This is a genomic window from Pseudomonas sp. USTB-Z (assembly GCF_019691255.1).
Lineage (GTDB): Bacteria > Pseudomonadota > Gammaproteobacteria > Pseudomonadales > Pseudomonadaceae > Aquipseudomonas > Aquipseudomonas alloputida.
Window position 1 is genome coordinate 112,206 of record NZ_JAECZP010000014.1, and the last position, 26,105, is coordinate 138,310.

Annotated in this window: 26 protein-coding genes and 1 pseudogene; 8 read left to right on the forward strand and 19 right to left on the reverse strand. The window is 58.7% G+C overall.

Going from position 1 to position 26,105, the window contains the following annotated elements:
• Positions 1-42: 42 nt before the first annotated feature.
• The 9 genes from I8746_RS17315 to I8746_RS17355 form a co-directional block, all read right to left on the reverse strand.
• On the reverse strand, positions 43-1,206 hold the full coding sequence (locus I8746_RS17315; RefSeq protein WP_221100872.1) for a glycosyltransferase: 1,164 nt from the start codon (positions 1,204-1,206) through the stop codon (positions 43-45).
• A 68-nt stretch (positions 1,207-1,274) separates the two neighbouring features.
• Positions 1,275-2,336: a CDP-glycerol glycerophosphotransferase family protein gene (locus tag I8746_RS17320; protein ID WP_221100873.1), complete on the reverse strand. Its 1,062-nt coding sequence runs from the start codon at positions 2,334-2,336 to the stop codon at positions 1,275-1,277.
• Between the two features lie 28 nt (positions 2,337-2,364).
• Positions 2,365-3,795, reverse strand: coding sequence for a mannose-1-phosphate guanylyltransferase/mannose-6-phosphate isomerase (locus I8746_RS17325; RefSeq protein ID WP_221100874.1), 1,431 nt, complete (start codon positions 3,793-3,795; stop codon positions 2,365-2,367).
• Between the two features lie 27 nt (positions 3,796-3,822).
• Positions 3,823-4,914, reverse strand: coding sequence for a polysaccharide biosynthesis/export family protein (locus I8746_RS17330; protein WP_221100875.1), 1,092 nt, complete (start codon positions 4,912-4,914; stop codon positions 3,823-3,825).
• A complete protein-coding gene (locus I8746_RS17335; RefSeq protein WP_221100876.1) occupies positions 4,907-6,013 on the reverse strand; it encodes an ABC transporter permease in 1,107 nt (368 codons plus the stop codon). The genes I8746_RS17330 and I8746_RS17335 overlap by 8 nt, the downstream gene beginning before the upstream one ends.
• Before the next feature lie 57 nt (positions 6,014-6,070).
• Positions 6,071-6,724, reverse strand: a complete 654-nt coding sequence (locus I8746_RS17340; protein WP_134697994.1) for an ABC transporter ATP-binding protein — start codon at positions 6,722-6,724, stop codon at positions 6,071-6,073.
• Between the two features lie 13 nt (positions 6,725-6,737).
• Positions 6,738-7,529, reverse strand: coding sequence for an ABC transporter permease (locus I8746_RS17345; protein ID WP_221100877.1), 792 nt, complete (start codon positions 7,527-7,529; stop codon positions 6,738-6,740).
• Between the two features lie 522 nt (positions 7,530-8,051).
• Entirely contained in the window at positions 8,052-9,413 is a 1,362-nt protein-coding gene (locus tag I8746_RS17350; RefSeq protein WP_098089204.1) for a phosphomannomutase, read from the reverse strand.
• 359 nt (positions 9,414-9,772) lie between these two features.
• Positions 9,773-10,066, reverse strand: coding sequence for a hypothetical protein (locus I8746_RS17355; RefSeq protein ID WP_227743071.1), 294 nt, complete (start codon positions 10,064-10,066; stop codon positions 9,773-9,775).
• A 716-nt stretch (positions 10,067-10,782) separates the two neighbouring features.
• Between I8746_RS17355 and I8746_RS17360 the strand changes: the two genes are divergently transcribed.
• Positions 10,783-11,613, forward strand: coding sequence for a hypothetical protein (locus I8746_RS17360; protein WP_221100890.1), 831 nt, complete (start codon positions 10,783-10,785; stop codon positions 11,611-11,613).
• Positions 11,614-11,811: 198 nt separating this feature from the next.
• Here I8746_RS17360 and I8746_RS17365 read toward each other — a convergent pair whose 3' ends face one another.
• Positions 11,812-12,087 carry a DUF3077 domain-containing protein gene (locus tag I8746_RS17365; protein ID WP_003252758.1) on the reverse strand — a complete coding sequence of 92 codons (276 nt, stop codon included), beginning with the start codon at positions 12,085-12,087 and terminating at the stop codon, positions 11,812-11,814.
• A gap of 803 nt (positions 12,088-12,890) precedes the next feature.
• Here I8746_RS17365 and I8746_RS17370 point away from each other — a divergent pair.
• Positions 12,891-13,226: a ComEA family DNA-binding protein gene (locus I8746_RS17370; protein ID WP_003252760.1), complete on the forward strand. Its 336-nt coding sequence runs from the start codon at positions 12,891-12,893 to the stop codon at positions 13,224-13,226.
• A gap of 92 nt (positions 13,227-13,318) precedes the next feature.
• On the opposite strand, the gene I8746_RS17375 is transcribed toward I8746_RS17370, so the two are convergent.
• A complete protein-coding gene (locus tag I8746_RS17375; RefSeq protein WP_003252762.1) occupies positions 13,319-13,486 on the reverse strand; it encodes a DUF2897 family protein in 168 nt (55 codons plus the stop codon).
• 183 nt (positions 13,487-13,669) lie between these two features.
• Between I8746_RS17375 and pyrF the strand changes: the two genes are divergently transcribed.
• On the forward strand, positions 13,670-14,371 hold the full coding sequence (gene pyrF, locus I8746_RS17380; RefSeq protein ID WP_003252765.1) for an orotidine-5'-phosphate decarboxylase: 702 nt from the start codon (positions 13,670-13,672) through the stop codon (positions 14,369-14,371).
• 368 nt (positions 14,372-14,739) lie between these two features.
• Here the strand turns inward: pyrF and I8746_RS17385 are convergent, their stop codons facing one another.
• A complete protein-coding gene (locus I8746_RS17385; RefSeq protein WP_003252767.1) occupies positions 14,740-15,741 on the reverse strand; it encodes an NADP-dependent oxidoreductase in 1,002 nt (333 codons plus the stop codon).
• A 177-nt stretch (positions 15,742-15,918) separates the two neighbouring features.
• Between I8746_RS17385 and I8746_RS17390 the strand changes: the two genes are divergently transcribed.
• A complete protein-coding gene (locus I8746_RS17390) occupies positions 15,919-16,680 on the forward strand; it encodes an SDR family oxidoreductase (protein WP_221100878.1) in 762 nt (253 codons plus the stop codon).
• A 143-nt stretch (positions 16,681-16,823) separates the two neighbouring features.
• Here the strand turns inward: I8746_RS17390 and I8746_RS17395 are convergent, their stop codons facing one another.
• Positions 16,824-17,567 (reverse strand): hypothetical protein, encoded by a 744-nt coding sequence (locus I8746_RS17395; RefSeq protein ID WP_221100879.1) that lies wholly within the window; start codon positions 17,565-17,567, stop codon positions 16,824-16,826.
• 957 nt (positions 17,568-18,524) lie between these two features.
• On the opposite strand from I8746_RS17395, the pseudogene I8746_RS27625 reads away from it, so the two are divergent.
• Positions 18,525-19,004 (forward strand): annotated as a pseudogene (locus I8746_RS27625) (methyl-accepting chemotaxis protein); the annotation flags it as partial.
• A gap of 204 nt (positions 19,005-19,208) precedes the next feature.
• The gene (locus tag I8746_RS27630; protein WP_370588378.1) at positions 19,209-19,913 is read left to right on the forward strand and encodes a methyl-accepting chemotaxis protein; all 705 of its coding nucleotides are present in this window, start codon (positions 19,209-19,211) and stop codon (positions 19,911-19,913) included.
• A gap of 96 nt (positions 19,914-20,009) precedes the next feature.
• Here the strand turns inward: I8746_RS27630 and I8746_RS17405 are convergent, their stop codons facing one another.
• Complete coding sequence (locus I8746_RS17405) at positions 20,010-21,200, reverse strand: benzoate/H(+) symporter BenE family transporter (RefSeq protein WP_221100880.1); 1,191 nt, start codon at positions 21,198-21,200, stop codon at positions 20,010-20,012.
• A 144-nt stretch (positions 21,201-21,344) separates the two neighbouring features.
• On the opposite strand from I8746_RS17405, the gene I8746_RS17410 reads away from it, so the two are divergent.
• The gene (locus tag I8746_RS17410) at positions 21,345-21,947 is read left to right on the forward strand and encodes a glutathione S-transferase family protein (RefSeq protein WP_003252786.1); all 603 of its coding nucleotides are present in this window, start codon (positions 21,345-21,347) and stop codon (positions 21,945-21,947) included.
• 138 nt (positions 21,948-22,085) lie between these two features.
• On the opposite strand, the gene I8746_RS17415 is transcribed toward I8746_RS17410, so the two are convergent.
• The 5 genes from I8746_RS17415 to I8746_RS17435 form a co-directional block, all read right to left on the reverse strand.
• Positions 22,086-22,457 (reverse strand): glutaredoxin, encoded by a 372-nt coding sequence (locus I8746_RS17415; protein WP_010952857.1) that lies wholly within the window; start codon positions 22,455-22,457, stop codon positions 22,086-22,088.
• Between the two features lie 59 nt (positions 22,458-22,516).
• Positions 22,517-23,062: a GTP cyclohydrolase I FolE gene (folE, locus tag I8746_RS17420; protein WP_003252789.1), complete on the reverse strand. Its 546-nt coding sequence runs from the start codon at positions 23,060-23,062 to the stop codon at positions 22,517-22,519.
• A gap of 70 nt (positions 23,063-23,132) precedes the next feature.
• Positions 23,133-23,693 (reverse strand): Smr/MutS family protein, encoded by a 561-nt coding sequence (locus tag I8746_RS17425; RefSeq protein WP_003252791.1) that lies wholly within the window; start codon positions 23,691-23,693, stop codon positions 23,133-23,135.
• Positions 23,694-23,954: 261 nt separating this feature from the next.
• Positions 23,955-24,275 carry a hypothetical protein gene (locus I8746_RS17430; protein ID WP_004577080.1) on the reverse strand — a complete coding sequence of 107 codons (321 nt, stop codon included), beginning with the start codon at positions 24,273-24,275 and terminating at the stop codon, positions 23,955-23,957.
• 85 nt (positions 24,276-24,360) lie between these two features.
• Complete coding sequence (locus I8746_RS17435) at positions 24,361-24,951, reverse strand: cysteine hydrolase family protein (RefSeq protein WP_003252796.1); 591 nt, start codon at positions 24,949-24,951, stop codon at positions 24,361-24,363.
• Between the two features lie 181 nt (positions 24,952-25,132).
• Here I8746_RS17435 and prmB point away from each other — a divergent pair, with 181 nt between their 5' ends.
• Positions 25,133-26,041 (forward strand): 50S ribosomal protein L3 N(5)-glutamine methyltransferase, encoded by a 909-nt coding sequence (gene prmB, locus I8746_RS17440; protein WP_003252797.1) that lies wholly within the window; start codon positions 25,133-25,135, stop codon positions 26,039-26,041.
• The last annotated feature ends 64 nt before the right edge of the window (positions 26,042-26,105 follow it).

The following is a 26,105-nucleotide window of genomic DNA, read 5'->3' on the forward strand; positions in this document are numbered from 1 at the left end:
ACAAGATCGGCCCATGGTGTGACGTTGCGAAATAAGGTTTCGTCACGATACCTCTTCGGCCGCTAAAACATCGTCGCGAATGCTCTCGATCAGTGATTTGTACGAGTGCTGATTGGCAAATGTCAAAGCTGCGGCTTTTTCAGCGGATCGGCGAGACTCTTCGTTCCTGAGCAGATCGATGACACTCTCCGCAAACGCGTTAGCATCATCGTGACAGACTAAGCCTTCAGAGATATCAATACCTTCAAAAGCAATGCTCGTACCAACAATTGCTTTTCCGTACGCCATGGCTTCGACAACTTTGATTTTCATGCCGGTGCCATATCGGATAGGACAAATCATAACCTTCGATTCTGCATATACTGAGGCCAGAGATTCTACAAAACCTTGTTGTTTGATCATTTGCCTATGCGGAGAATTTGCGATGGCACCTTTAACAATCTTTCCTCGAGTCACGTTGCCCTGGATGAGGAATCGAGTCCTTGGTAAGGACGCTGCAATGATCGGTAAAACTTGCTCGATAAACCATACTAGTCCATCAACATTCGGTGCAGAGTTGGAACCAATGAAACTAATATCATACTTGCGATTTCTGCTGTAACCGAATCGTGGATCGTCGGTTGCTTTCAGCGTTACGACCTTGGCTTTGGGTTTATAAATGTCCTCAATCGCTTTTGTTTCAATAGGCGATATCGAAATTGCCAGGTCGCACTTGTTTAGAGACTTTATTTCGCTATTGGTAAATACCTTTAGGAATTTTGCTCGTCTCAGTTTTGGCAGAGTAGGTAGCACGTCTGCTTTAATCCGAGCAGACTGCATGTCGTGCATGTCAACGATAACCCGGGTGCGACCTTTAGGTAGGCTGCTTGGCATCATTTTCATGTAGTTGAACCAGACAAGGTCGTAGTTCCCGGTGCCGAGTTGATCTTTAACAAGCTTTTCAAAGTTTTCTGGAAGCGCTTGTTTGTTGTTGATCAGGGCATCTTCATAGCGAAGCTTATCCAGTCGGTCTTGGATTTTAGCCAAGAGTTTTTGGATGCGGGTTTTCTTCTTGCCTTTTTCGGAGTAATTCGGGTGGCGGCGAACCTCGACCGTTAGATTGATAGAGTTGTAGTGGGCCTCTAGGCGCTCTTTCAATTCAACGGACGAGGTTTTTTCTTCGCTTTGATTGAGCAGAAGAAGTTTTACGCGGACATTAAGGTCCAAGAGCGCTCGGATCATTTGATCTGTGCGATGAGCGCTCCCCCGATTAATCGGGATTGGGATGACTGGACTTACAAAGAGAAGGTTCTTTTTTTTTTAAATTCGTCTGGCAAGTTTACTTTGTCGAAATGAATTTTTCGAGTGATGTTTCGGTAAGAGCCGTCCTTTTGTGCGACAAGTTCTGTTTCGAATGTTCCGAAAGAGTAAACGGAATTAACGAGATGGTGGATGAACCTGTTGCGAGTTTCTTTGTTGAATTGGAATCCGTTCTGCAGCAAGTAAACAACGTCGTGTGGCTTCTGAACGTGGCGGTTGAAGTTAGGGTGGGCGTAAAATGCGTCGCCTGCGTAGAGTACTGGTTTGTCAAATAGAGCGGCAATTACACCAACGCCACTATTCACAAGAAGTACAGCCTCGGACATCTCGATCAGATCGTGAACATGGGTGTCGTCATCAACAAAGATAACATCTGCGACTGGACGTGTTTGTTCAAGAGGGTGCTTCTTCGCTACTACAACCCAGTCGCTAGAAAGCTGCTGGAGTTGAGTCTTAGTATCTGCTACCAGCTTGACAAAGTTCTGATAGTTTGCGATTGGGCCGCTAAAGAACTTGATTGTGGTGTCGGAGGGGCGCTGGAATGGTACGAAGAGGACTTTTTTACCCTCAAGGCCCAGTTCCTTTTTCAGAGCTTCACCACCGATAGCTGGGCTTTGAGCTTCCAATGGTGCATGGGTTTTTGCATCAGCGATGTAAGCCTCAACTGCAGCAGTCTCATCGTCAGTGAGCGGTTTGTCCCATCGAATAGGATGGTAGGTCGCGCTATCTGCGTTAAAACCAATGTCGAAGAACCAAGAGCCAGGAAGAGCGCCGCGGTCAAACACTAGGACTGGGAAGCCGAAGTTTTTCAGATGAGTATAAACCCAGCGGCGACGTTCGTTGCCATATGGGTTCGGCATGATGACCATGTCGAAGGAAGAGTTTCGGAGGAAGGAGATTACGTCGTCGGCTTTTTCGAAAGACCCTTCTTCCCTGAAAGTAAGTTGACCAAAATAGCGAATGGTTTCTTCAATGCTTCTGTAGGCCGCCGAGAAACGATCGCCCAAGGCCAATATTTCAAATACACCGTTCTTCATCTTCGCAAACTCGAGTGTTAAAAGTTAATTAAATGGTTTCAGCTGGCGCAACTGGGGCGCGGCCGTATCTGTCTTCAAAGCGTACAATGTCATCTTCGCCAAGGTAGGTCCCAGATTGCACCTCAATCATTTCAAGAGGAATCTTTCCTGGGTTTTCCAGTGCATGAACTACACCAACTGGGATATATGTCGATTGGTTTTCGGTCAGCAAAATTTGCTTATCATCGATCGTCACCTTGGCGGTGCCTGTTACTACAATCCAGTGCTCGGCACGATGGTAGTGCATCTGTACTGACAGCTTCTGGCCAGGCGCTACAGTGATGCGTTTGACCTGATAGCGTGAACCGTTGTCGATAGAGTCGTAAGCCCCCCAAGGGCGATAGACTTTACGATGATTCGATGCTTCAGTGCGTTTGCTTTGTTTGATGCGATCTACCAGTACTTTAACATCCTGCGCTTTAGCCTTGGATGCGACCATTACGGCGTCGGCAGTTTCCACTACTACAACGTCATCAAGACCAAGAACGGATACCAGGCGGTGCTCTGCATGGACGTAGGTGTTGGAAGTCGTTTCTAATAGCACATCGCCACGAGTCGCATTGCCGTGTGCATCTTTGGCCGAGATTTCCCACACCGCGGACCAAGAACCTACATCATTCCAGCCTGCGTCCAAAGGTACGACCATTACTTGATCGGAGCGCTCCATGACTGCGTAATCTATGGAGATGTCTTCTGCTAGGCTAAAGGCTTCGGGGTCCAGGCGGGTGAAGTCCAAATCCGAAGTAGAAAGTGTAATAGCAGCTTCAACCGTCAGAACAAGTTTTGGTGCAAATTTACGAAGCTCTTCAAGCATCGTGGAGGCTTTGAACAGGAACATACCGCTGTTCCAGTAGTAGCGACCGTCTGCAAGATAGTTTTCCGCAGTAGGAAGATCGGGCTTCTCAACAAACGATTCTACTGGCTGTGCACCACAACCTTTCTCTGGAACGCGAATGTAGCCGTAACCAGTTTCCGGTTTGGTGGGTACAATGCCGAATGTAACAATTTTACCGTCCCGGGCGGCTTCTGCGCCCACGGCAAAAGCGGCGCTCAGACTCTCCAAGTCGTCGATTGCGTGGTCTGCTGGCAGAACCAGGAGCAGCTCGTCTTGCCCGGAGCGCATCGATTGAATCACTGCAGCAGCGATCGCTGGAGCAGTGTTGCGCCCAATAGGCTCAAGCAGGATGCCGTTCGGTACAATTCCAAGAGCGCGGCATTGCTCCGCTACCAAAAAGCGATGATTCTCGTTACTGACGATGATCGGCTTCAAAGGTCCATTCTGAATAGCCGCCAGGCGCATCAGCGTATTCTGAAATAGTGTCTGCTCACCGCTGATGGCGAGGAACTGCTTAGGGTGCATAGCTCGGGATAAAGGCCATAGCCTCGATCCAGAGCCTCCGGAAAGTATGACGGGGATCATTTAATTTCCTTATCCTTGATCAGATAATTAATTGTAAGCGCCAGTGGCGCGGCCGAGCAGCATCGTCTGGACAACTGGTGCGATAATTTTTTGCCACTCGTAAACCGCAGCATTGGTGACATAAATAGTGTCGTCAGGTTTGATTGCAATCTGGCGAGCGTAGAAAATGGCTGCTGGGTCGCGCATATTCAGTCGCAAAACGGTTGGCTTTGCTTGTTTTCCATTGCCCATACGGAAAACAAAAACCCCTTCCGGGTTGGCATTTGCTTCGCGCAAGCCGCCAACACTACCCAATGCGTCTAGCAAGCTTGTGTTTTGGCTCGGAAGATCTTTCAAACCCGGTTCGGCTACTGCACCCATCGCGACGAAGCGCTGACGTGCACGGTCCAAGACTACCTCTGAGTTCGGGCGAAGCACCATGTTGTTGCCAGCGAGAACATCTTCATAGTTGAACTGTTGTACTTGGCTACCATTGCGTACGGTTACGTTGACCAGATGTGGCTCCAGAACAGGACCACCCGCCTGGTTGACTGCATCGAGCAAAGTGAGTGGACCTTGCAAGGTGCTGAAGCGGCCTGGGGTCTTGACGGCGCCAGCAACAAGTACTGAGCCAGACAGATCGCCGACGAGTTCGACATGAGTCTGTACGTCGGTTGTGATGCCCTTCAATTGACGGCGAATCATGGTCTCAACCTGATTCAGCGTCATGCCCGCTACAAATTGGCGCCCAACATAAGGCAATGACAGCATGCCTTGAGCATCGATACGCGATTTCAGTTGAGTGCCGCCGGTTGCAAGTGGGGCGAACACTGCAGACCCTTCAGGCGCGGTGTCAGCGATCAATACGTTCAGCACATCACCTGAAGCCAAGCGCACTTCGGGTGACTGAGGCTTGGTGACGTTAGCTTGGGCTGGGCGAGGTGCACCTGCCATGTATGGAGCAATGGTGCTCGCATTGATATCGACGAGGTTATATGCCTCGGTTTTGCTCTCAATCGTGCCCTTGTAGGGTCCAGCGCCTGATAGGGTGCCACCGCAGCCGGATAGCCCAATGGTTGCCAGCGCGAGAGCTGCCAGCTTCAGATTGATTGACTTGGAGGCAGCCAGGGATTTAATCACGATGATCCTCGATCGAAGCCAGAATGAAGCGAGTAATGCCGTAGAGCATCAGGAGACCAAGCAAGATAGTTGCCAGGTTGTACCAGCGCTCAGGGTACAGGGCGAGTTGTGGAGTGTTGGGGCTGACTACAGTAACCAGCGTGCGAATCTTCTTGCTTGCTTCGATCCGCGCATTGTCGAGTGCAGCAACAGCGGTCTTGTAGGTTTCTTCAGCGATACCGGCGTCGAGGGTCAGCTGCTGGAAGCGCGAAGCGACTACGTTGAGCTGTGAGCCCTGCGGGGACGAAACCAGCAAGCGTTTCTCTTTGGTCAATTGCCGAGTGATGGCTTCAACCTTCTGCTTCTGCTGGCGAACTTGCGGCGCATCAGCGCGCAGCTTGAATGACATCTCGGTCAGAACGGCCTGTTCCTTGGTGTACTGACCTTCCAGGTCGGCAATGATGGTGGCGCGGCTTTGTGCGGTGTTGCCACCGTCCAGTACCTTGTTCTCATTCTGGAAGTTCAGCAGCTGGGTCTTGCGCTTGGCGTAGTTGACGCGCGCAGTTTCCAGCTCGCCTTGAGCAAACTTCATCTGCTCACGGGCAATGTTGTGGCTGACTTCGTTGACGAAGTGTTCGCTGGCCTGAAGGATGACACGCAGCATTTTCTCGGACAGTTCAGGGGTAAATGCCTGAACCTCAACACGTAGCAGGCCGGTGGTTTCGTCGTAGTGGGCCGAAACCATGCGCTGGTAGTACTTCAGCAGGTCTTCGCGCGGTGCGTCCTTGTCCAGCCAGAAGAATACGTCGCTGCGCTGAGCTGCGAATTGCTCGATCCAGTGCACTTTGTCTTCGAGCAGCAGCATCATGTCCATCGACGTGATGTATTCGCGCAGGTAAAGGGTCTCTTCCCGCGAGGCCGGGTTGGTGCCTGTCAGCAAGGTAGCAAGGCCTGGCATCTGTGCACCTTGATTGTTGCCATCCTGGCGTACCACCACTTGGGCGGAGCTGACAAAGCGGTCAGCGGCAAATAGGCCGTAGTAAACCCCTGCCAGGATCATTGGCAAAACCACCATGGCGATCGCCAGGCGCCAGCCCTTCTTTTTACCCGTACTGCTCATAATTGGATGCATCCTTGAAGTCGAACGGTGCTGCTTAAAATTAGGAATGTGGTTTATTTAGCTGCTGTAGGCCTTGATGCCTTCGGATACGTCGTCGTACACCTGGATTTCGCCATTGCGCACCAGCAGGACCACGTCGCAGAGTTTTTCGACTTCGGACATGGTATGGGTCACCAGCACAACGTTGGACTTCTGCAGTTTTTCCTGGAAAACCTCGTTGCACTTGCGCTTGAACTGCGCATCGCCAACCGACATCACTTCGTCGATCAGGTAGTAATCGAAGTCGAATGCCATGCTTAGGCCGAAAGCCACGCGTGAACGCATGCCGGAGGAGTAGGTCTTGATTGGCTCGTCGATCCAGTCGCCGATCTCGGCAAATTCCTGGACGTAGCGAATCTTTTCGCGCATGGCGTCGCCAGTTGCACCATAAACGCGGCAGACAAACTTTATGTTGTCGCGCCCTGTCATGCTGCCCTGGAAGCCGCCCGTCAAACCAACCGGCCAGGAAATACTGCGGTCGGTAACGATGGTGCCGGAGTCGGGCACGTCAGCACCGCCAAGCAGGCGCATAAGCGTGGACTTGCCGGCGCCGTTGCGGCCGATAAGCCCAATGTTCTTGCCCGGCGGGATGGCAAGCGACAGGTTGCGGAAGACATACCGCCGACCATTGGGCGTGAGGTACGACTTGGTTACGTTTCTGAGCTCGAACACGTTTGGCCTGTACTTAACCGTTCTTGGTGGAAATCAGGTGCATCCTGCGGGCGCGATAGGCACCCAGAGATAGGAACAGCAATACCAAGGTGAAGCTGATTACGTAGGTCTCGGACACGCCATCGACCGGGGTGTAATGCGGCAGAACCTCGGCGCGAATCAGTTCGAGGATATGCAGGAACGGGTTGAGCAGTAGCACTGGCATCATGGCCTGGGGCAAATAGGATGCTGGAATTAGGACACCAGATATGAAATACAGCGGGAAGAAGGCCATGCGGATTATGATCTTCAGGCTGGGTAAAGCGTGAGTGATCATGGCTAGGAACATTCCTAAGCCGAAAGCGAACAGTAGTCCGATTAGAAGGGTAGCGACCCACTGCAGTGGGCTATGGATAGACATGTCAAAACCGCACCATGCAAAGCCAAACACCAGAATGGCGTAAACGGTGGCTGCGATGCAGGTTTCTACAATGACGCGAGCGACATAGGTGTCTAGTGGCTTAATTTGCTTGTAGCCAAAGAGCGAGCGGTTTTCCCGCAAGCTGTCCATCATTCGTAATGCGGTATTGCGGTAAAGCAGGAAAGGCGCCATACCAACCAAAATGAATACCGGATATTCAACCCCGGCTACAGTGCGGCCGCGCAGCATCGCAAACAGTAGTGTGAAGAGAAGGAGGTGAACCAGCGGCTCCAGCAGCATCCACAAGGCACCCATGCGTGTGCCACCTACGCGTGCACGCGCTTCGCGCAGGACTAAGGCGAAGATGACCGATTTCTGGATCTGTAAAGACGAACGAGCTTTCAAGATGGCTACCGCAAAGCAATGCAGCGCGCCTGGGCACGCCGAAATTCATCTTCAGGAAAGGCTCGCCCGGAGGCGAATTCAGACGGTTATTCCGGAAACTTCCCTGTTCTAAGGGGCGGAAGGGTAAGCGCCGGGGGGCATAAGCGTCAAGCGAGATGCTGCGAATCCCGTCAAAAGTTCTAATCCATTGGACATATTCGAGACGAATGGCAGCTCACTGGATGATGGCACAATGATTTCATCTTGAGAAGTGGTGGGCCAGCAGGTTTTCACAGTTTGGGTGCTTTGCAGCTTACGCTGGAGGCGTAATTGTGTAGGTGATCGGGTTCACATTGTGTAACAGAAAATGCAGGTACTTGATGGTCAGCCGCTGACTAGACGGTCTGCCCCTAAAGCAGTGGTTAGACCGTTGGGCGTGGGAAGGGGGCGAGACAAGGGGCTGCGAGGCAGCCCCAAATTGCCGAGTCGTTTATGGCACGTGCTTGCGCACGCCCAGATGCACCAGCAATTCCGTTGGCCAGGTTATTCCCGGATCAGGCGGGCGATTTCGGCGACGCGCTGAGCGACCAGCGCTTCGTCGCCCCGGCTCTCGACGTTCAGGCGCAGCAGGGGTTCGGTATTCGAACCACGCAGACTGAAGCGCCAGTCGGCAAACTCGACGCTGATCCCATCGGTGCGGTCGACGCTTGGGTTGTGTGGCAAGTAGAACGCCAGAATCTTCTCGATGGTGCCCTTCACATCGGCCACTTCGTAGTTGATCTCGCCACTGCACGGGAATGCCGCAATACGCTCGTCTACCAGTTGGGCCAGGCTCTTGCCGGTGTGGCTCATCAGCGCGGCGACCAGCAGCCACGGAATGTTGCCGCTGTCGCAGTAGGCAAAATCGCGGAAGTAGTGGTGCGCGCTCATTTCACCGCCGTACACCGCGTCTTCGGCGCGCATGCGCTCTTTGATGAAGGCGTGGCCGGTCTTGCTCTGAATGGCCTGGCCGCCGGCGGCACTGACTTGCTCGATGGTGTTCCAGGTCAGGCGTGGGTCATGGATGATCTTGCTGCCCGGGTGCTTGGCCAGAAGCATTTCGGCCAGCAGGCCGACCACGTAGTAGCCTTCGATGAAGCGCCCCTGATTGTCGAAGAAGAAGCAGCGGTCAAAGTCGCCGTCGAATGCGATACCCATGTCTGCGCCGGTTTCCAGCACTGCTTGGCGGGTAAGGTCACGGTTTTCTGGCAGCAGCGGGTTGGGGATGCCGTTGGGGAAGTTGCCATCTGGCTCGCCGTTGATGATGGTGATATCCAGCGGCAGGCGGGCCTTGAGCAGCTCCAGTACCGGGCCAACCGCGCCATTACCAGGATCGGCCAGTACTTTCAGGGGCTTGAGTGCGCCCAGGTCGATGTAGGTCAGCAGGTGCTCGATGTAGGCAGATTTGTCGAACGCTTCGCGTACGCTACCCGGCGTGGCCGCTTGAGTGCCCAGTTCGCCTGTTTCGACGCGCTGGCGGATATCGTTCAGGCCCGTGTCACCGCTGATCGGGCGCGACTGCTCACGCACCAGCTTCATGCCGTTGTAACCCTTCGGGTTGTGGCTGGCGGTGACCATGATGCCACCATCTGCCTTGTAATGGCTGGTGGCGAAGTAGACTTCCTCGGTGCCGCACAGGCCGATGTCGATCACATCGGCACCGCCTTCGGTCAGGCCCTGCATCAAGGCACGCGACAGGCCCGGGCTTTCAAGGCGCATGTCACGGCCGACCACGTAACTGCGTCCGCCCAATTGGGCCACCAGGGCGCGACCGATGCGGTAGGCGATGTCGTCGTTGAGGTCGGTCGGCACTTGGCCGCGGATGTCATAGGCTTTGAAGCAACGAGTTTGGATAGGTGCGTACATACATCTCTCATATGCGGTGCCGACTGCAGGCACCGTTTAGAAGGGGATGGTGGGCAAAATGATTAGCCGCATGAATTTTGCTGCGCTACCTCGTTGAGGCAGGTATAGCCTGGCTGTAAAAGCCAAGGCTGGGGTGTTGCCACGAACGTTTAGGCCCGTGAAGCAGGTGACGGTATACCCACGCTGGAGGGGGCGTCGCTCTGCACATCGATCAGGGCCGAAGGCATCATAGCTGGACTTTCCAGAGGATGCTCGGGGCGCCGCGAGGTAAGCGCTGCAATTTCCGCCGCTTACACGTTCGGAAGGCGAGTGTAGGCGGCGGTCGGCCCGGCACTAGGGGCCACAGCGAGCGTCACGTTTTAGTGAGCGATGTCCATGGGGCCTGATGAGGTGGGTCGTATAACCGCGATGTCGACATGGTAATTGGCGTACTCGGTGGATCGGGCATCCGTACGCAGCGTGGCACTCAATACGACCTCTTGTTGACGGTTAATATCGGTCAAGTAGTTCTGGAACTGGTGCTCTTTCACAATGATCAGGACCACACAGTTTGCACCTTGTGAAAGATGGTCTTTCATTTCTGCCGCGCTGAACGCTACTGCCACGTTACGCTCGTAACTCTCTACCAGATCGCGAGTCGATGTGGTGTCCATAGTCAAAGCCCCAGTGAGTCCGCGGCGATTTGCCATCTTGGATTGGGTTAGAACATGACTACACATCTGCAAAAAAAGCGACTCGTACCACTCCACAGCCTTCTCCCTGGGTCGAAAGGGCGTCATAGATACAGCAGATCGCATCAGGTTGCCAGCCTTACGGGATAGCTGGCGTTGTGCCGCTACGCGCAGGGGGCTGCGGCTGGTTGAGGGCATGCTGAAGCAGTATTGGGAAGGCCGAGGGGCTATTTTTCTAGCTCATGATTCCTTGTTATGAGATTAAGCAGGGCGTGAATATTTAAGTGAGGCCACTCATACAGGTAACCGATGAGATCGAAAGGCGCGCTGCTGAGTGCAAAATTTAACTGTTGGATGAGTATTTGTTCACCCAGAGCGAGGCGTTCTACGGTGCTCTTTTGGCGCGCGCCGGAAGGCGGCAGTCTAAGAGGTTGTATGGCTTTCTCAGACCAAGTCTGTAACCCCACGCAATAGTTTTCACCCCACACCAGCCTTAAGTTTTCTGAGGCTATTAAGGCTGATTTTCTGATTAAACTGCGTCATGACTGATAGGGCTGCCAGGCAGGTCCGCTGCCGAAGGGCGCTGCGCGAATGCGAGAGGGCTACATCCGATATTGTCCTTGCGCGGCCGCTTGGTTATTCACTGGATGGCGCGTAGCGGGCGCAGTATGGGATGCAACATTGGTCGCGGAGACTTTGTGTTTTCCAGCAAAATCCGCAAAATTATGGCAATCTGCCAGGCCTCGCTAGCCTTCTGGCTCGACTTGTACCCGTTCCGTGGCCTCTGCCCGGCACGCCTGCCTGACCGTGAAACGATGAACATCCCTAACTTCAAGAAGTTGTTTATGCCTGATATTTCAGCAGACGCAGCCAGCCTTATCCATGCCATAGCCTCTGCCACTGCGGTAATCGCAGCGCTGATCGCCGCCAGTGCGATGATCATTGCCCATATGACCTCGGATGTAAAAAACCAGCAAGCCGAAGTGCCCGTTTCCCGGGGGGCGCAGGTGGTTACTGTGGTCCAGGAGTCGGACGTGCAGGCCAGGCTGGAGATCGAGCAGCTCATGGAGCAGAACGATGCGCTCAGGGCGGAACTTGAGCGCGAGAGGGCCGAGCGGTTGAAGCTGGAAGCCAGCCTGAAGCCCCGAGCGTTGACGCCGCAGGCGCATGATGCGTTCAAGGCATTGGCGGGCGAGCTGAAGGCTAAGACGCTGGCGCCGGTGGTGTTGCTGAATATCCACAAAGATGACAAGGAAGCTGTGCGCTTTGCCAAGGAAATTGCCGTTGCGCTGACCAAGGCGGGTGTGCAGGTTCAGATCAAGCAGTTGCCCCTGCAGAAGCACAATACCGGTACCCAGGTGGTCGTTTATGCCGGGGTGGGCGGTGACGAGCTTGAGCAGGCATTCAAGACCGCTGAGTTTGCGTCTGACATCAAGCGCTCGGGGCAGAGCCCGCGGGTGAAGGTGGATGATGGGGACGCGATTGCCATTTCGGCGTTTATCAGTGTTTATCCGCGCAGTGAGATTTGAGCGGCGGGTGGGGGCTGTGATCTTGTAGGCATTGGGGGGGATGGCACCGGCGGTGCCGGTGTTCGCGGGCGCGCCCGCTCCCACAGGGCGGGGGCTTGGCCACTGCAGTGGTTTGCCCTCGCCATGTCTGGACTGATGAAGCCCATTTCTTCTGACTGCAAGCGAGGCATAGCCTCGCCTGGTCTCGCGTCATTCCCTTCAGTGCTGCCTGTTTTTCGCAATCTCGATGTCGTTCATCAGGGCTTTTGCGGTGGCCAGCAGGTAGTCCGCTGCGCCCAGCATCTTGTGGTCGTCTTCCATGTCACCTTCGCGTACCAGGTGCTTGCAGTAGCCCAGCAGGACGGAGACGTGTTCATAGGCGTCATCGACGGGGATGCCGGGTTGGACGCGGAGCAGGTCCAGGGTGGGGTTGCCGGCTTCGAGGAAGGTTTCGATGCCTGCGGTGAGGAGGGGGGATTGGTTGTTGTTTTTCATGGTGAGGTTCCAGTGCGTTGTTAGAACTCACCACCTCGATCTTTCTCACGGACAAAGGTGGCAGCCATTGCGCGGGGTGAGAAACCGATGCACTGAAACCGGCCAAGCCGAAGCCTGCCCGCGAATGGCTGCCATTGAACAGTAGAGCAGCAGTGCACAACGAGTTCTCACACCCGGTCACCAACAGGGCGACCCGGTGAAGTTATCCCTGGGGCATTTCCCCGACAATTCAGCTGCTTCTGACTGGCGCGTAGGATAGTTCGCTTGGTTGTCGAGCTGAAGAGGTGGGGCAGGGTTTCAGGAAAGTCTGACGTGCTGGGTGTGCACCCCAAGGCAAGTAGCTTCGCCGTTATTGCCGACCGTTGTCGGCGGGGGTTTACCCGCGAACCGCCACCGCATTCGCGGGGGAAGCCCTGTACATCGATCGGGGGTGTTGAACGGGGTGTTGGTGTCGCCATGTTCCAGATGCGCTTGAAGCCGCCACGGCCGGCTGCTTTACGGGGTGAGCCTTGTTCGGCGTGCGTTGTAGGAGAATGGCCGGGCATTGGTGGGCAGTGGGTGTCGAACCAACCGGGATTTGGCTACAGGCACAGGGCCGGAGTCTTGTGCATCAAGGGCCGGCGCCGAGCGAGGAGGAAACGGCCACTGTTGGTGGGTGGGCGAAGTTGAGCGTTTTGCTGACCGATTCGGTAACCATTCGCCGGGGTGGTTGGGTATTGTGCGGCCGGGTTACCCGCTAGGGTTGGTTGCGCAGCCGAAGGAAAGCGGTTGCTGGAAAATGACCAACCCAAGGAGTGTTGACCATGCGCAATAACGTTCTGTCGTACCTGCTGCTGCCGCTGTTCACCAGTTTGTCGTTCTCCCTTAGCGCCGCCCCGGCCAGCACCATGGCAGTGGCCGAACCGGTGCCGGTGGTGGCCCAGGCCCAGGCACAGCAAGCGCCGAGGCTGGACTTGAACACGGCAGATGCCCTCACCCTGCAAAAGGAGCTGAACGGCATTGGTAAGGCCAAGGCGGAGGCTATCGTGGCCTACCGCGAGGCCAATGGGCCGTTTGCTTCAGTGGATGAGTTGCTGGAAATAAAGGGCATAGGCAATGCGTTGCTGGAGCGCAACCGGGACAAGGTGATGGTGGAGTAAGCGGGCAGGGGCCGGGGTGATGCCCTGGCCCGGCCTTTACGTGCCGGGAATGGCGCGCTCCCGCAGGCGCAGCGCCTGAAAGGCTGGGCGTTTTAGCGGTCTTGAGCGTCCTTGGCATCCGCCTCGGCATTGCGCTCATGTACCTTGCGCAGTTGCTCTTCGGTCAGCGGCAGTTTTTTGGCCGTGTCGCGTAGCATCATCAACCCGCCGACAATCGAGCCGAGGGCTATGATGAGTATCAGCCAGGCATACCAGGGCATTGTCGTTCTCCTTAGATCGGGCCATGGGCAACGGTTACATAAGTTTTGAGCAATTGCCCGTTCCGTTGGTTCAATTATAGGTGCCAGGCCGTGCAGGGCCAATTCCGTGACCTGCGGGCCCCAAAGCCTGCGTCACTTCGTTTACAATGCGCGCCGTTTTCGACTTGCCAAGAGACCCTGCCCATGTCCGCCTGCCAGACGCCCCTGATCGTCGCCCTGGATTTCCCTACCCGTGAGGCCGCCCTGAAGCTGGCTGACCAGCTTGACCCTGCGCTGTGCCGGGTGAAGGTTGGCAAGGAGCTGTTCACCAGCAGCGCTTCGGGCATTGTCGAAACCCTGTGTGACAAGGGCTTCGAAGTGTTCCTGGACCTCAAGTTCCACGACATTCCCAACACTACCGCCATGGCGGTAAAGGCCGCCGCCGAGATGGGCGTGTGGATGGTCAACGTACATTGCTCCGGTGGCCTGCGCATGATGGTGGCCTGCCGTGAAGAGCTGGCCAAGCGCAGCGGCCCGCAGCCGTTGCTGATTGGCGTGACCGTGCTGACCAGCATGGAGCGTGAAGACCTGGCCGGCATTGGCCTGGATGTTGACCCCCAGGAGCAAGTGCTGCGTTTGGCGGCGCTGGCGGAAAAAGCGGGTATGGACGGTTTGGTGTGCTCGGCGCTCGAGGCCCCGGCACTGAAGGCGGCGCACCCATCGTTGCAATTGGTGACCCCGGGCATTCGCCCGGCGGGCAGCGCGCAGGATGACCAGCGCCGCATCCTCACCCCGCGTCAGGCACTGGATGCCGGTTCGGACTACCTGGTGATTGGCCGGCCGATCAGCCAGGCTGCAGACCCTGCGCAAGCGTTGGCAGCGGTGGTGGCGGAGATTCGTGGGTAATTAACCTGCGGCTGTCCAGCAAGGGCCTGTGCCGAACCACCGATGCCTGTGTCGAACCCCTGATGTGGCTGCACCCCCGATCCGTGTAGGAGCGGGTTTACCCGCGAATACGGTGGCGGCGGCAACGGTGAACGGCCGGTGGAGATTGGCCCTCAGGCCCGGCCCTTTCGCGGGTGAACCCGCTCCTACACGACGGCCTGTGCCGGGCCGCCGCCGTGTGTCCACCCCCGATCTGTGTTGGGGCGGGTTTACCGCGAATACGGTGGCGGCGGCAACGGTGAAGGGCCTGTGGAAATTGGCCCGCAGGACCGGCCCTTTCGCGGGTAAACCCGCTCCTACGACGGCCTGTGTCGGGCCATCGGTGGCGTTTAAACCTTCAACACCAACTTGCCAAAATTCTCCCCGCTGAACAGCTTCAACAAGGTCTCCGGGAAGGTTTCCAGCCCTTCCACCACGTCCTCTTTGCTCTTCACCTGCCCGCTGGCCAGCCAGCCGGCAATCTCCAGCGCGGCTTTGCCGTAGTCTTTGCTGTAATCCATCACCACAAAGCCTTCCATGCGCGCGCGGTTCACCAGCAGCGACAGGTAGTTGGCCGGGCCTTTCACCGCTTCTTTGTTGTTGTACTGGCTGATCGCGCCGCAAATCACGATGCGTGCCTTGAAGTTGATGCGCGTCAGCACGGCATCGAGGATGTCGCCGCCCACGTTGTCGAAGTACACGTCCACGCCTTTGGGGCATTCGCGCTTCAGGCCGGCCAGCACGTCTTCGGCCTTGTAGTCGATCACGCCGTCAAAGCCCAGCTCGTCCTTCAGGTACTGGCACTTTTCGGCACCGCCGGCAATGCCGACCACGCGGCAGCCTTTGATCTTGGCAATCTGCCCGACAATGCTGCCCACCGCACCGGCCGCGCCGGAAATGACCACGGTGTCGCCAGCTTTGGGTTGGCCGACCTCCAGCAGGGCAAAGTAGGCGGTCATGCCGGTCATGCCCAAGGCTGACAGGTAACGGGGCAGGGGGGCCAGCTTGGGGTCGATCTTGTGCAGGCCCTGGGGCTCGCCGGTGAAGTAGTCCTGCACGCCGAGGGCGCCGCTCACGTGGTCGCCGGGCTGGTAGCCGGGGTGATTGGAGGCAACCACTTCACCGACGCCCAGCGCACGCATTACCTGGCCCAGGGCCACGGGCGGGATGTAGGACTTGCCTTCGTTCATCCAGCCGCGCATGGCCGGGTCCAGCGACAGGTACAGGTTACGCACCAGTACCTGGCCTTCGCCGGGTTGCTCGGCGGGTACGGTCTCGAAGCTGAAGTCGTCACGGCGCACGGCGCCGACCGGGCGTTTGGCAAGCAGGAAGCGGCGGTTGGTCTGGGTCATGGCGGGTCCTTGTGGGCTGTGGAGGGCGTAAGGCGTTCAATCTACCTTGTTGATGAAGGCGGTTCCTTAAAATCACTGACAAGCATGGTAGCCCAACCGTTGCTGTGATGATGCTGCCCGGCCGAGCGGTGGCTGACTATGCTCTGAACCCCACCCAACCCCTCACAGGAGCACGCGATGAGCATGACCTTTTCTGGCCAGGTAGCCCTGGTGACCGGCGCGGGTGCCGGCATCGGCCGGGCAACCGCCCTGGCGTTCGCCCACGAGGGCATGAAAGTGGTAGTGGCCGACCTCGACCCGGTCGGCGGCGAGGCCACCGTGGCGCAGATCCACGCGGCAGGCGGCGAAGCGCTGTTCATTGCCTGCGACGTGACCCGCGACGCCGAGGTGCGCCAGTTGCATGAGCGCCTGATGGCCGCCTACGGCCGGCTGGACTACGCCTTCAACAACGCCGGGATCGAGATCGAGCAACACCGCCTGGCCGAAGGCAGCGAAGCGGAGTTCGATGCCATCATGGGCGTGAACGTGAAGGGCGTGTGGTTGTGCATGAAGTATCAGTTGCCCTTGTTGCTGGCCCAAGGCGGTGGGGCCATCATCAATACCGCGTCGGTGGCGGGGCTTGGGGCGGCGCCAAAGATGAGCATCTACAGCGCCAGCAAGCATGCGGTCATCGGCCTGACCAAGTCGGCGGCCATCGAGTACGCCAAGAAGGGCATCCGCGTGAACGCCGTGTGCCCGGCTGTGATCGACACCGACATGTTCCGCCGCGCTTACCAGGCCGACCCGCGCAAGGCCGAGTTCGCCGCAGCCATGCACCCGGTGGGGCGCATTGGCAAGGTCGAGGAAATCGCCAGCGCTGTACTGTACCTGTGCAGTGACGGCGCAGCGTTTACCACCGGGCATTGCCTGACGGTGGATGGTGGGGCTACGGCGATCTGAGTGGGTACCGTGCGGGCTGCTTCGTGGGCAAGCCCGCCCCTGACAAATGCGATCACCAGGCCAAAGCCTACCATGTCGCGCATGGACAGGATGGGCGTGCCCAGTCCGTTCTGAGCAAGCCGGGCAGCCAGCCGGCCACCCGGCTAAAAGCTGACGCCTATTTTCAGGCCGTACTCGTCACGGGTTTGTTCGTCCGAGTCAGTCATCCGGAACTGCCCATCCAGTTCATAGTTGTAGCGGCTGAAGTAAAGCGAAGCGTATACCGGCACAGTACCGTGTTGGTTGAACAGCACACTAAGTTCGGCAAAGGGGTTGGTGGTATCTTTCAAATCAAGCTCTTCGTTGCTGATGCCATGTATTTTCAATTGCGAATCGCCATTGATAACCTGGCGTATGCCCGCCTCGAAACGCAAGGTGGCATTATTGAAGCGGTAATTGTACCCCGCCGCCAGTTTGGCGAACGGCGTGCGGTTGGTAAGGTCGACATCATGGCGACTGGTATTGGGTTCCAACCGGTTCCACTTGTAGCCGGCGCCCAGCAGCAGGTCGACTGAATGCCGTTCGGCCAGTGCCAAGCGCCAGCCCAGGTCCAGGTCGGCCTGGCCGTCCTTGAGCTTCTGGTCATGCTGTTTCGAGTACATGCCACTGGCCTCGGCCTGGTAGACAAGGCCTTGCGTGGCCGTCATCTTGTTGCCGTAGTTAATGAATAAGCCACCTTCGGGCATATCTTCGGTTTCATTATTACGGCCGTTGAGTTCCAGTTGGGTGTAGCTCCCTTGTAAGCCAAGGATGAACAACGGGGCGTTGGAAGTTTCGGCATAGCCAACGGTTGGCACAGTAAACAGCAGCAACGGGGTGACCACAGCAGTAAATATGGCTGTTTTCATTGCAAGCTCCAGGGTGCACTGCAGGTCCGGAGAGCGGGCCAGTTACCGATCACGATAGCGACGTTTTTATTGTGTGCAGGGCTCTTTAAAAAAATTTCAATGCCCCACTTTTGGCGCAAATTTAATGGCGTCAATAGTGGTTTATAAAGTGTGGGTTGGAATAAATGAATGTTTTACTTGCGCCGATTTAATATGGGTGGACGCCGTCGCAGGTTGAGGGACGGGCTATCATTGATGGCCTAGTGATATCGTTTACAGCTGGCACTGAAAGCGACCCTTTTGCAGCCAAAAACGACAAGACATAGCTATTTGACACTATTCTGACGCCAGCCCCTTGTTCATTGGCAGATAACGTTGCCACCCTTAGCCTTCGGGATAACCTCACTGGCTGAAAGGGGATCGGCGATGGGCGCGAGCAAGCACGGTGTGCTGGCCAACCTGGGCATGGCCCGCAAACTTGGCCTGGGCTTTGCCTTGGTGCTGCTGCTGACACTGGCGGTGGCGGCTATCGGCGTCGCGGCGTTGCACAGCGTTGGCCAGCGCTTCGACAGCTTGCGTCAGCTGGCCCAGTTCAATACCGACTTGCTGCGCTTGCGCGAGCATGAGCAGGCGTTTGCCCTGCGCTCCGACATGCAGCAGGCCGACGCCTTGCGTGGCGGCCTGCAGGGCTTGGTGGAACGCGCCCGAGGCCTGCCGGCGCTGGCGGCGGCGCAAACCGATCTTGCGGCCTATGGCCAGGCCTTCGAAGCCTTTGTCGAGGCCGTGCAAGCCAAGGAGCTGGCGCTGGACATGGCCAGCTGGTCGGTGTCCAACGTGTCCAACAACCTTGATGTGCTGCAGGCCGGCCTGGCCGATGACGGCGTGTACACCCTCAAGCAGTCCCAGGGCCAGCAGGGTGGCGAGTTTCTGGAGCAAGCCGCGCAGGTGGCCCAGGTGTCGCGGCTGATGCTGCAGGCCATGGACGAAGCACGGGTACGCCTGGAAAAAAGCCGCAAGGGCGAGGAGGGTGTGAGCCAGGAGCGTATTGCCCAGACGGTGGAGGCCGCTGGCCTGGTCAGCCAGTTGCAAGGCGCGGTTGGCGATGCCGGTTATCAGAGTGTGTTGGGCGAAGTGGCTGGGCACATTGGCAGTTTCTCGGAAAAGCTCAACGAATACACCGACCAGCTGGCCCGCGAGCAGGGGCTCAAGGCGCAGTTGCAAGCCAGCGCCGAGCGGGTTACCGGTCGTGTCGACCAGGCCTATCTTGGGCAGGAGCAGGCCCTACAGGGCGAGCTGCAGCGTAATGCCTTGGCCATCGGCCTGGCCACGGCGCTGGCGCTGCTTGTAGGCGTGTTGGCGGCCTGGCTGATTACCCGGGCTGTGGTCGGCCCGTTGAAGCATGTGATTGCCCGTGCCCAGCGCATTGCGGCGGGTGAGCTGGGCTTCGACGCCCAGGCGCCGCGCCGGGATGAGGTGGGGCAACTGATGCAGGCCATGCAGCAGATGGCGGCGGGGCTCTCGGGCATTGTCAGCGGCTTGCAGCAGGGCATCGAACAATTGGCCGGCAGTGCCCAGGCGTTGTCGACGGTGACTGAGCAGACCAACCGCGAGGTGGGCAGCCAGAAGGAGGAAACCGAGCAGGTGGCGACCGCCATGCAGCAGATGACTGCCACCGTGCACGATGTGGCGCGCAATGCCGAGGAGGCGGCGCAGGCGGCCCAGGCGGCGGACGAGAAGGTCGACACCGGCCAGCAGGTGGTACGCCAGAGCATGCAGCGCATCGAGCAGCTGGCGTCGGCGGCAGAAGCTGCCAGTGCCGGCATCGACAGCCTCAGTGCCGAAATCCACACCATTGGTGATGTGCTGGAAGTGATCAAGAGCGTGGCCGAGCAAACCAACCTGCTGGCGTTGAATGCCGCCATCGAGGCTGCCCGCGCCGGCGAGCAGGGGCGCGGCTTTGCCGTGGTGGCCGATGAAGTGCGCGCCCTGGCGCGGCGTACCCGGCAATCCACCGAGCAGATCGAGACCTTGGTGGCCAGCCTGCGCGGCAATGCCCAGCAGTCAGTGACGCAGATCCGCGGCAGTACCGAGCTGGTGCGGCTGGCCGTGGCCGATGCACTGCAAACCGAAAGTGCACTGGGCAGCATTGCCGCAGCGGTGTCATTGATTCAGCAGATGAACCAGCAGATTGCCGCAGCCGCCGAGCAGCAGAGTTCGGTGGCGGAAGAGATCAGCCGCAGTGTCACGCAGATTCGTGGCAGTGCGGACCAGGCGGCGTTGGCGATGCAGGACAATGCCCGGTCCAGTGTCGAGCTGGCGCAGCTGGGCACCGATTTGAAGGGCATGGTGGGGCATTTCAGGTTGTAATCTCGTTGCCTGTGCCGGCCCATTCGCGGGTTGTGTGATTTCCCGTCGTAGGAGCGGGTTTACCCGCGAAGAGGCCACCCCAGGCAACAACAACCCTCACCCCCTGCGCGGGTTAAGAATCACCAAGGCCAACACCCCCGCCACAATCCCCCAGAACGCCGAACCAATCGAGAACAAGGTCAGCCCCGAAGCGGTCACCATAAAGGTGATCACCGCGGCCTCCCGCTCACGCGCCTCGCTCATGGCCACGGTCAAACCGTTCATGATCGAACCAAACAGGGCCAGTGCCGCAATCGACAGCACCAGTTCTTTCGGCAATGCCGCGAACAGTGCCGCCAAGGTGGCGCCGAACACCCCGGCAATGCCGTAGAAAATCCCGCACCACACCGCCGCGGTGTAGCGTTTGGCCGGGTCTTCATGGGCATGCGGCCCGGTGCAGATCGCCGCGCTGATCGCCGCCAGGTTGACCCCATGCGAGCCAAACGGCGCCAGCAGCAGCGAGGCAAAGCCGGTGGCCGAAATCAGCGGCGAGGCCGGTACCTGGTAGCCGTCGGCACGCAGGACGGCCACGCCGGGCATGTTCTGCGAGGTCATGGCCACCACGAACAGCGGAATGCCGATGCTGATGGTCGCCGCCAGCGAGAAGCTTGGGGTGGTCCACACCGGCTTGGCCACTTCCAGGTGGAAGCCGCTGAAGTCCAGCAGGCCCAACGCGCCGGACAATGCCGTGCCCACCAACAGCGCGGCCAGCACGCAATAACGCGGCGACAGGCGCTTGACCAGCAGATAGCTGAAGAACATGCCCAGCACCAGCAGCGTGCGGTGCTGGGCGGCCACGAAGATTTCGCTGCCGATCTTGAACAGGATGCCCGCCAGCAGCGCCGAGGCCAGCGAGGCCGGGATGCGTTTGACCAGGCGCTCGAAGCTGCCGGTCAGGCCGCACACCAGCACCAGCAAGGCGCAGGTAATGTAGGCGCCAATGGCTTCGCCATAGCTGACCCCACCCAGGCTGGTGATCAGCAGCGCCGCGCCGGGGGTGGACCAGGCGACGGTGACCGGTGTGCGGTAGCGTAGCGACAGGCCGATGCTGCATACCGCCATGCCGATCGACAGCGCCCAGATCCATGACGAGATCTGCGCGGTGGTCAGCCCGGCCGCCTGGCCGGCCTGGAACATCAACACCAGCGAACTGGTATAGCCGGTGAGCATGGCAATGAAGCCGGCGACCACCGCCGAGGGGGCGGTGTCTGCCAGGGGCCGCAGGCGTGCGGAAGTGGCATCGGTCATGAATAAAATCCTTGTAAAGGTGTAAGCAGTTTTTTCAGACTACAGCGAGCAAGGTTGATCCTTGCCATACAGCGGCCATTGCTTTTAGCCGTACAGTCGCCAAATATTGGGCGCAATTGCGAAACTGCTTTGCAGGGAGGGTCGATGTACAAGGTCTATGGCGACTACCAGTCGGGTAACTGTTACAAGGTCAAGCTCATGTTGAGCCTGCTGGGCCGGCCCTATGAATGGCACCCGGTGGACATCCTCAAGGGCGAGACCGAAACGCCCGAGTTTCTGGCGATGAACCCTAACGGCAAGGTACCGGTGCTGGAACTGGAAGACGGTAGCTACCTGTGGGAGTCCAACGCCATTCTCAACTTCCTGGCCGATGGCAGCGAGTTCCTGCCCAGCGAGCCGCGCCTGCGTACCCAGGTGCTGCAGTGGCAGTTTTTCGAGCAGTACAGCCATGAGCCGTACATTGCCGTGGCGCGGTTCATCCAGTTCTACCTGGGGCTGCCGGACGAGCGCCTGGACGAGTACCGCAAATTGCACAAGGGCGGCTACAAGGCGCTGAAGGTGATGGAGCGACAGTTGCAGATGACGCCTTACCTGGTGGGTGAGCACTACTCGATTGCCGATGTGGCGTTGTATGCCTACACCCATGTGGCGCAGCAGGGCGGGTTCGACCTGGCAGAGTACCCGGCGGTAAGGGCCTGGCTGGAGCGGGTCAGCAGCCACCCGCGGCATGTGCCGATGGTGGGTTGAAAGCCGACCTGTTTTCCAGGCGCTTGCGCAACCCTTGTGGGAGCGGGCGTGCCCGCGAACACGGGCGCAGCCCGTGCCAACCACCGCGATGCCTGCTTCGCGGGCTCGCCCGCTCCCACAAGGGATCTGCAGCGTCAGTCAGATGGCGGCAAACCGCTCATCCAGGTAAGCGATGATCGCCTTGGACTCATACATCCAAGTCACCTTGCCGGCTTCTTCAATGCGCAGGCATGGCACTTTCACTCGGCCGCCACCTTCTTGCAGGGCCTGGCGGTGCACCGGGTCGTTCTTGGCGTCGCGCAGCGCCACCGGCACGTTCAAACGGTGCAGGGTGCGGCGGGTTTTGACGCAGAACGGGCAGGCGTGGAACTGGTACAGCGCCAGCCCCTTGGCCGCTTGCTCGATGCGGGCCTGGGCGGCCGCGTCGCGCTTGCGCTTGGCCGGGCGGCTGATCCAGTCACCGAACACAATGAGCTGGCCGAGGCCAACCCGCAGGGCTTTGACGATCATGGACAACTCCTGAAATGCAAAAGCCGACCCTGAAGGGTCGGCTTGGGGTCAGCAACCAATCACTTGATCAGGCTGAGGAACTCGCTACGGGTGGCGGCGTTATCGCGGAACTCACCCAGCATCACCGAGGTGATCATGGTCGAATTCTGCTTTTCGACACCGCGCATCATCATGCACATGTGCTTGGCTTCGACCACCACGGCCACGCCCGCGGCACCGGTTACCTGCTGCACGGCTTCGGCGATCTGGCGGCTGAGGTTTTCCTGGATCTGCAGGCGGCGGGCGTACATGTCGACGATACGTGCCACCTTGGACAGGCCCAGTACCTTGCCCTTCGGCAGGTAGGCAACGTGTGCCTTGCCAATGAACGGCAGCATGTGGTGCTCGCACATCGAATACAGCTCGATGTCCCGGACCAGCACCATTTCGCTGTTGTCAGAGCTGAACAAAGCGTTGTTGGTGACTTCTTCCAGTGTTTGCTCATAACCGCGGCAAAGGTACTTCATCGCCTTTGCAGCCCGCTTGGGCGTGTCGAGCAGGCCCTCACGGGAGACGTCCTCGCCAATCTGGCTGAGGATCTCGGTGTAGTTCTGTTCCAGGGACATGGATCTACCTGTGGGAAAAAATCGCAAAAACGAAGGGTACGGCGGTGAGGGCGGCGCTGCAAGCGCGGCGTTACTCGTCGCGGCCTTCGAGCATGGTTCGCTTCAGCATCACATACACCGCGCCAGTACCGCCGTGGCGGGCACTGCACGAGGCAAAACCGAGCACTTGCGGGTGCTGGCGCAGCCAGGTGTTGACGTGGCTCTTGATCATCGGGCGCTTGCCGTCCAGGCGCGCGGCCTTGCCGTGGGTCACTCGCACGCAGCGCACCTCCAGTTTGGTGGCTTCGGCGATGAAGTCCCACAAGGTTTCGCGGGCCTTTTCCACCGTCATGCCGTGCAGGTCGAGGCTGCCCTCGAATGGAATCTGCCCCAGCTTCAGCTTGCGCAGTTGGCCTTCCTGCACGCCATCGCGGCGCCACATCAGCTCGTCTTCGGCGCCTACGTCGATGACGAACTGGTCGGACATGCCATCGATGACCAAGGCCTTGTCACTGCGCACGGTCGCCGCCTGGCGCAGGCCGGCCAGCTTCTGGCGGTCGGCCTTGGGCTTGCCGACGTCGGCACGGTCGTGGCTGATCGGCTTTACGCCGCGCACTTCGGCCTTGAACAGGGAAAAATCGTCGTCTTGCATGATGCCTCCACGTAGGCGACGTAGTTTACGCGACTGTGGGGCCGTGTGCAGCCTGTGCGGGCCTCTTCGCGGGTAAACCCGCTCCTACAGGGATTGCGTATGGCTTGAGGCCGGTGCGATCGGGGGGGCAACTGCCTTGCGTCGAGAAAGGGGTGCGCAGCGCCCCCGAGGATTTCAGCTTCACTGCATGAATTGCCGGGGCCGCTTTGCGGCCCTTTCGCGACACAAGGCCGCTCCCACAAGGACCGCGTTAGCCGCGTCTCAATCGTGCTTCTTCATCAGGTGCGGCGACAGGTTAAGCTCCCGCCCGCGGCGCAAGCGGATACGGCTGCGCCGCCAGAAACGCACGCCCAGCCACAGCAGCAACAAGCCAGCCACGGTGAGGATGCTGGACAACGGTTTGTTGGCGTTGAGTTCCTGCAGGGCAGGGTAGTTGCCCAGCAGGCCGGCGACGCCGGCCATGGCCAGCAATACGCCCAGCGTCGCCAGCAGGGCCGACAGACCGGCCGCCAGGCGGGCGCCCCAGTTACGCGGCTCGCGCGGGCGCAGGCGCTTGGCGTCGAAACTGCCTTTAAGCTTCATTCCGCTCTCCTCGGTGGATATCCGGAATTCGACCTGCTGCTGCCCATCGGGTTCCGCCCGGCTGCCGGGCGGTCCTGCAAGCCGCTCAGATCAGGCTGGCGGTGGGGGCGACGCAAGCGAAGTTGTCAGCCATCACGGCCATTTCGCACTGGTGAATCTGAGCGGCCGGAATGACGCCGTCCTTGAATGCCAGGTCGCGGGTGGCCGACGCGTCTTCTACCAGGGTGCACCGATAACCATAGTCCTTGGCGCGGCGAACGGTGGTGCTGACGCTGGAATGGCTCATGAAACCACAGACGATCAGGTCCAGGTGGCCCAGCTCCTGCAAAGTTTCGTGCAGCTTGGTGTTCTTGAACGCGTTGGGCATGCGTTTTTCGATGACGATTTCACCTTCCAGCGGCTCCAGCCCCGGAATGAACTGGCCAGCCGGCCCCTGGGGGTCGAAGCGGCCACCAACAGTGCCCAGGTGGCGAACATGGATGATCGGACGGCCGCTTTTACGGGCGGCGTCGAGCAACCTGGCGATGTTGGCCACGGCCTCGTCCATGCCCGACAGCTTCAGGGGACCACTGAGGTACTCCTTTTGTGCATCGATGATGATCAGGCTGGCGTGGCTCAGCTTGGCCGGCGGATAGTCGCGGCCAGTGAGGCGAAACATCGTGGTTGGAACGGACATCAAGGGCTCCTTGGATAGGGCTTTTGTATACCTATTCTCCCCTGCCTTGGCGCCAATGGGAATGGTTGACAACGCAAGCGGCATGGTTACTGGCCTGTGGCTAGCCTTTGGGCAAGGCAAAGGAACAAATGTGCGGGTGGGGCTGTTAGACTTTTGTCCGGTCTGAAAATAGGAGTACCCCGTGATCACATCCCGTCTGCGCACGCTGCGCGACTACATCCGCTGGGCGGTCAGCCGCTTCCACGAGCATGACCTGTTCTTCGGTCACGGTGCCGACAACGCCTGGGACGAAGCCCGCCTGCTGGTGCTGGGTGCGGTGCACCTGCCATGGGAGGTGGCCGACAGCTACCTGGACTGCATGCTCGAGGACGACGAGCGAGTACGCCTTCAGCACCTGCTCAAGCGCCGTATCGAAGAGCGTGTACCGGCCGCCTACCTGCTGGGCGAGGCCTGGTTCTGCGGCATGTCGTTCATTGTCGACGAACGGGTGCTGGTGCCGCGTTCGCCCATTGGCCAGCTGATCGAAAAACGTTTCGAGCCGTGGCTGGCCAGCGAGCCGGCGCGCATTCTGGACCTGTGCACGGGGTCGGGTTGCATCGGCATCGTCGCCGCTGACGTGTTCCCCGAGGCCGAGGTGGTGTTGGCCGACCTGTCGTTCCAGGCCCTTGAAGTGGCCAACCAGAACATCGAGCGCCATGGCCTGGACGGGCGCGTGTACACCGTGCAGGGCGATGGCTTTGGCGGTTTGCCGGGGCAGCGTTTTGACCTGATCCTGTCCAACCCGCCGTATGTCGATGCCGAAGACTTCGACGACATGCCGGCCGAGTACCACCATGAGCCCGAGCTGGGCCTGGCCTGCGGCAGCGACGGCCTGGACCTGGTACGGCGGATGCTGGCCGAAGCGGCTGACCACCTGACCGAGAAGGGTTTGCTGATTGTCGAAGTGGGCAACAGCCAGGTGCATGTCGAGGCGTTGTACCCCGAGGTGGACTTTGCCTGGCTGGAATTCGAGCGTGGCGGGCACGGGGTGTTCATGCTCACCGCCGAGCAGTGCCGCCAGCATCAGGAATTGTTCAAGGCCCGCGTTTAGGCTATTTGGGGCTGCTTTGCAGCCCATCGCGACACAAGGCCTCACAAGGTGCGCGATCAATCTG

Excerpts from the sequence above, each read along its gene's own strand:
- I8746_RS27630 (WP_370588378.1), top strand. The coding sequence starts at position 19,209 with ATGACTGCCACCGTGCACGATGTGGCGCGCAATGCCGAGGAGGCGGCG.
- I8746_RS17325 (WP_221100874.1), bottom strand. The coding sequence starts at position 3,795 with ATGATCCCCGTCATACTTTCCGGAGGCTCTGGATCGAGGCTATGGCCT.
- I8746_RS17405 (WP_221100880.1), bottom strand. The coding sequence starts at position 21,200 with ATGACCGATGCCACTTCCGCACGCCTGCGGCCCCTGGCAGACACCGCC.
- I8746_RS17365 (WP_003252758.1), bottom strand. The coding sequence starts at position 12,087 with ATGAAAAACAACAACCAATCCCCCCTCCTCACCGCAGGCATCGAAACC.
- I8746_RS17350 (WP_098089204.1), bottom strand. The coding sequence starts at position 9,413 with ATGTACGCACCTATCCAAACTCGTTGCTTCAAAGCCTATGACATCCGC.
- pyrF (WP_003252765.1), top strand. The coding sequence starts at position 13,670 with ATGTCCGCCTGCCAGACGCCCCTGATCGTCGCCCTGGATTTCCCTACC.
- I8746_RS17335 (WP_221100876.1), bottom strand. The coding sequence starts at position 6,013 with ATGAGCAGTACGGGTAAAAAGAAGGGCTGGCGCCTGGCGATCGCCATG.
- I8746_RS17435 (WP_003252796.1), bottom strand. The coding sequence starts at position 24,951 with ATGTCCGTTCCAACCACGATGTTTCGCCTCACTGGCCGCGACTATCCG.
- I8746_RS17410 (WP_003252786.1), top strand. The coding sequence starts at position 21,345 with ATGTACAAGGTCTATGGCGACTACCAGTCGGGTAACTGTTACAAGGTC.
- I8746_RS17320 (WP_221100873.1), bottom strand. The coding sequence starts at position 2,336 with ATGAAGAACGGTGTATTTGAAATATTGGCCTTGGGCGATCGTTTCTCG.
- I8746_RS17395 (WP_221100879.1), bottom strand. The coding sequence starts at position 17,567 with ATGAAAACAGCCATATTTACTGCTGTGGTCACCCCGTTGCTGCTGTTT.
- I8746_RS17355 (WP_227743071.1), bottom strand. The coding sequence starts at position 10,066 with ATGGACACCACATCGACTCGCGATCTGGTAGAGAGTTACGAGCGTAAC.
- folE (WP_003252789.1), bottom strand. The coding sequence starts at position 23,062 with ATGTCCCTGGAACAGAACTACACCGAGATCCTCAGCCAGATTGGCGAG.
- I8746_RS17375 (WP_003252762.1), bottom strand. The coding sequence starts at position 13,486 with ATGCCCTGGTATGCCTGGCTGATACTCATCATAGCCCTCGGCTCGATT.
- I8746_RS17370 (WP_003252760.1), top strand. The coding sequence starts at position 12,891 with ATGCGCAATAACGTTCTGTCGTACCTGCTGCTGCCGCTGTTCACCAGT.
- I8746_RS17415 (WP_010952857.1), bottom strand. The coding sequence starts at position 22,457 with ATGATCGTCAAAGCCCTGCGGGTTGGCCTCGGCCAGCTCATTGTGTTC.
- I8746_RS17425 (WP_003252791.1), bottom strand. The coding sequence starts at position 23,693 with ATGCAAGACGACGATTTTTCCCTGTTCAAGGCCGAAGTGCGCGGCGTA.
- I8746_RS17430 (WP_004577080.1), bottom strand. The coding sequence starts at position 24,275 with ATGAAGCTTAAAGGCAGTTTCGACGCCAAGCGCCTGCGCCCGCGCGAG.
- I8746_RS17390 (WP_221100878.1), top strand. The coding sequence starts at position 15,919 with ATGAGCATGACCTTTTCTGGCCAGGTAGCCCTGGTGACCGGCGCGGGT.
- I8746_RS17385 (WP_003252767.1), bottom strand. The coding sequence starts at position 15,741 with ATGACCCAGACCAACCGCCGCTTCCTGCTTGCCAAACGCCCGGTCGGC.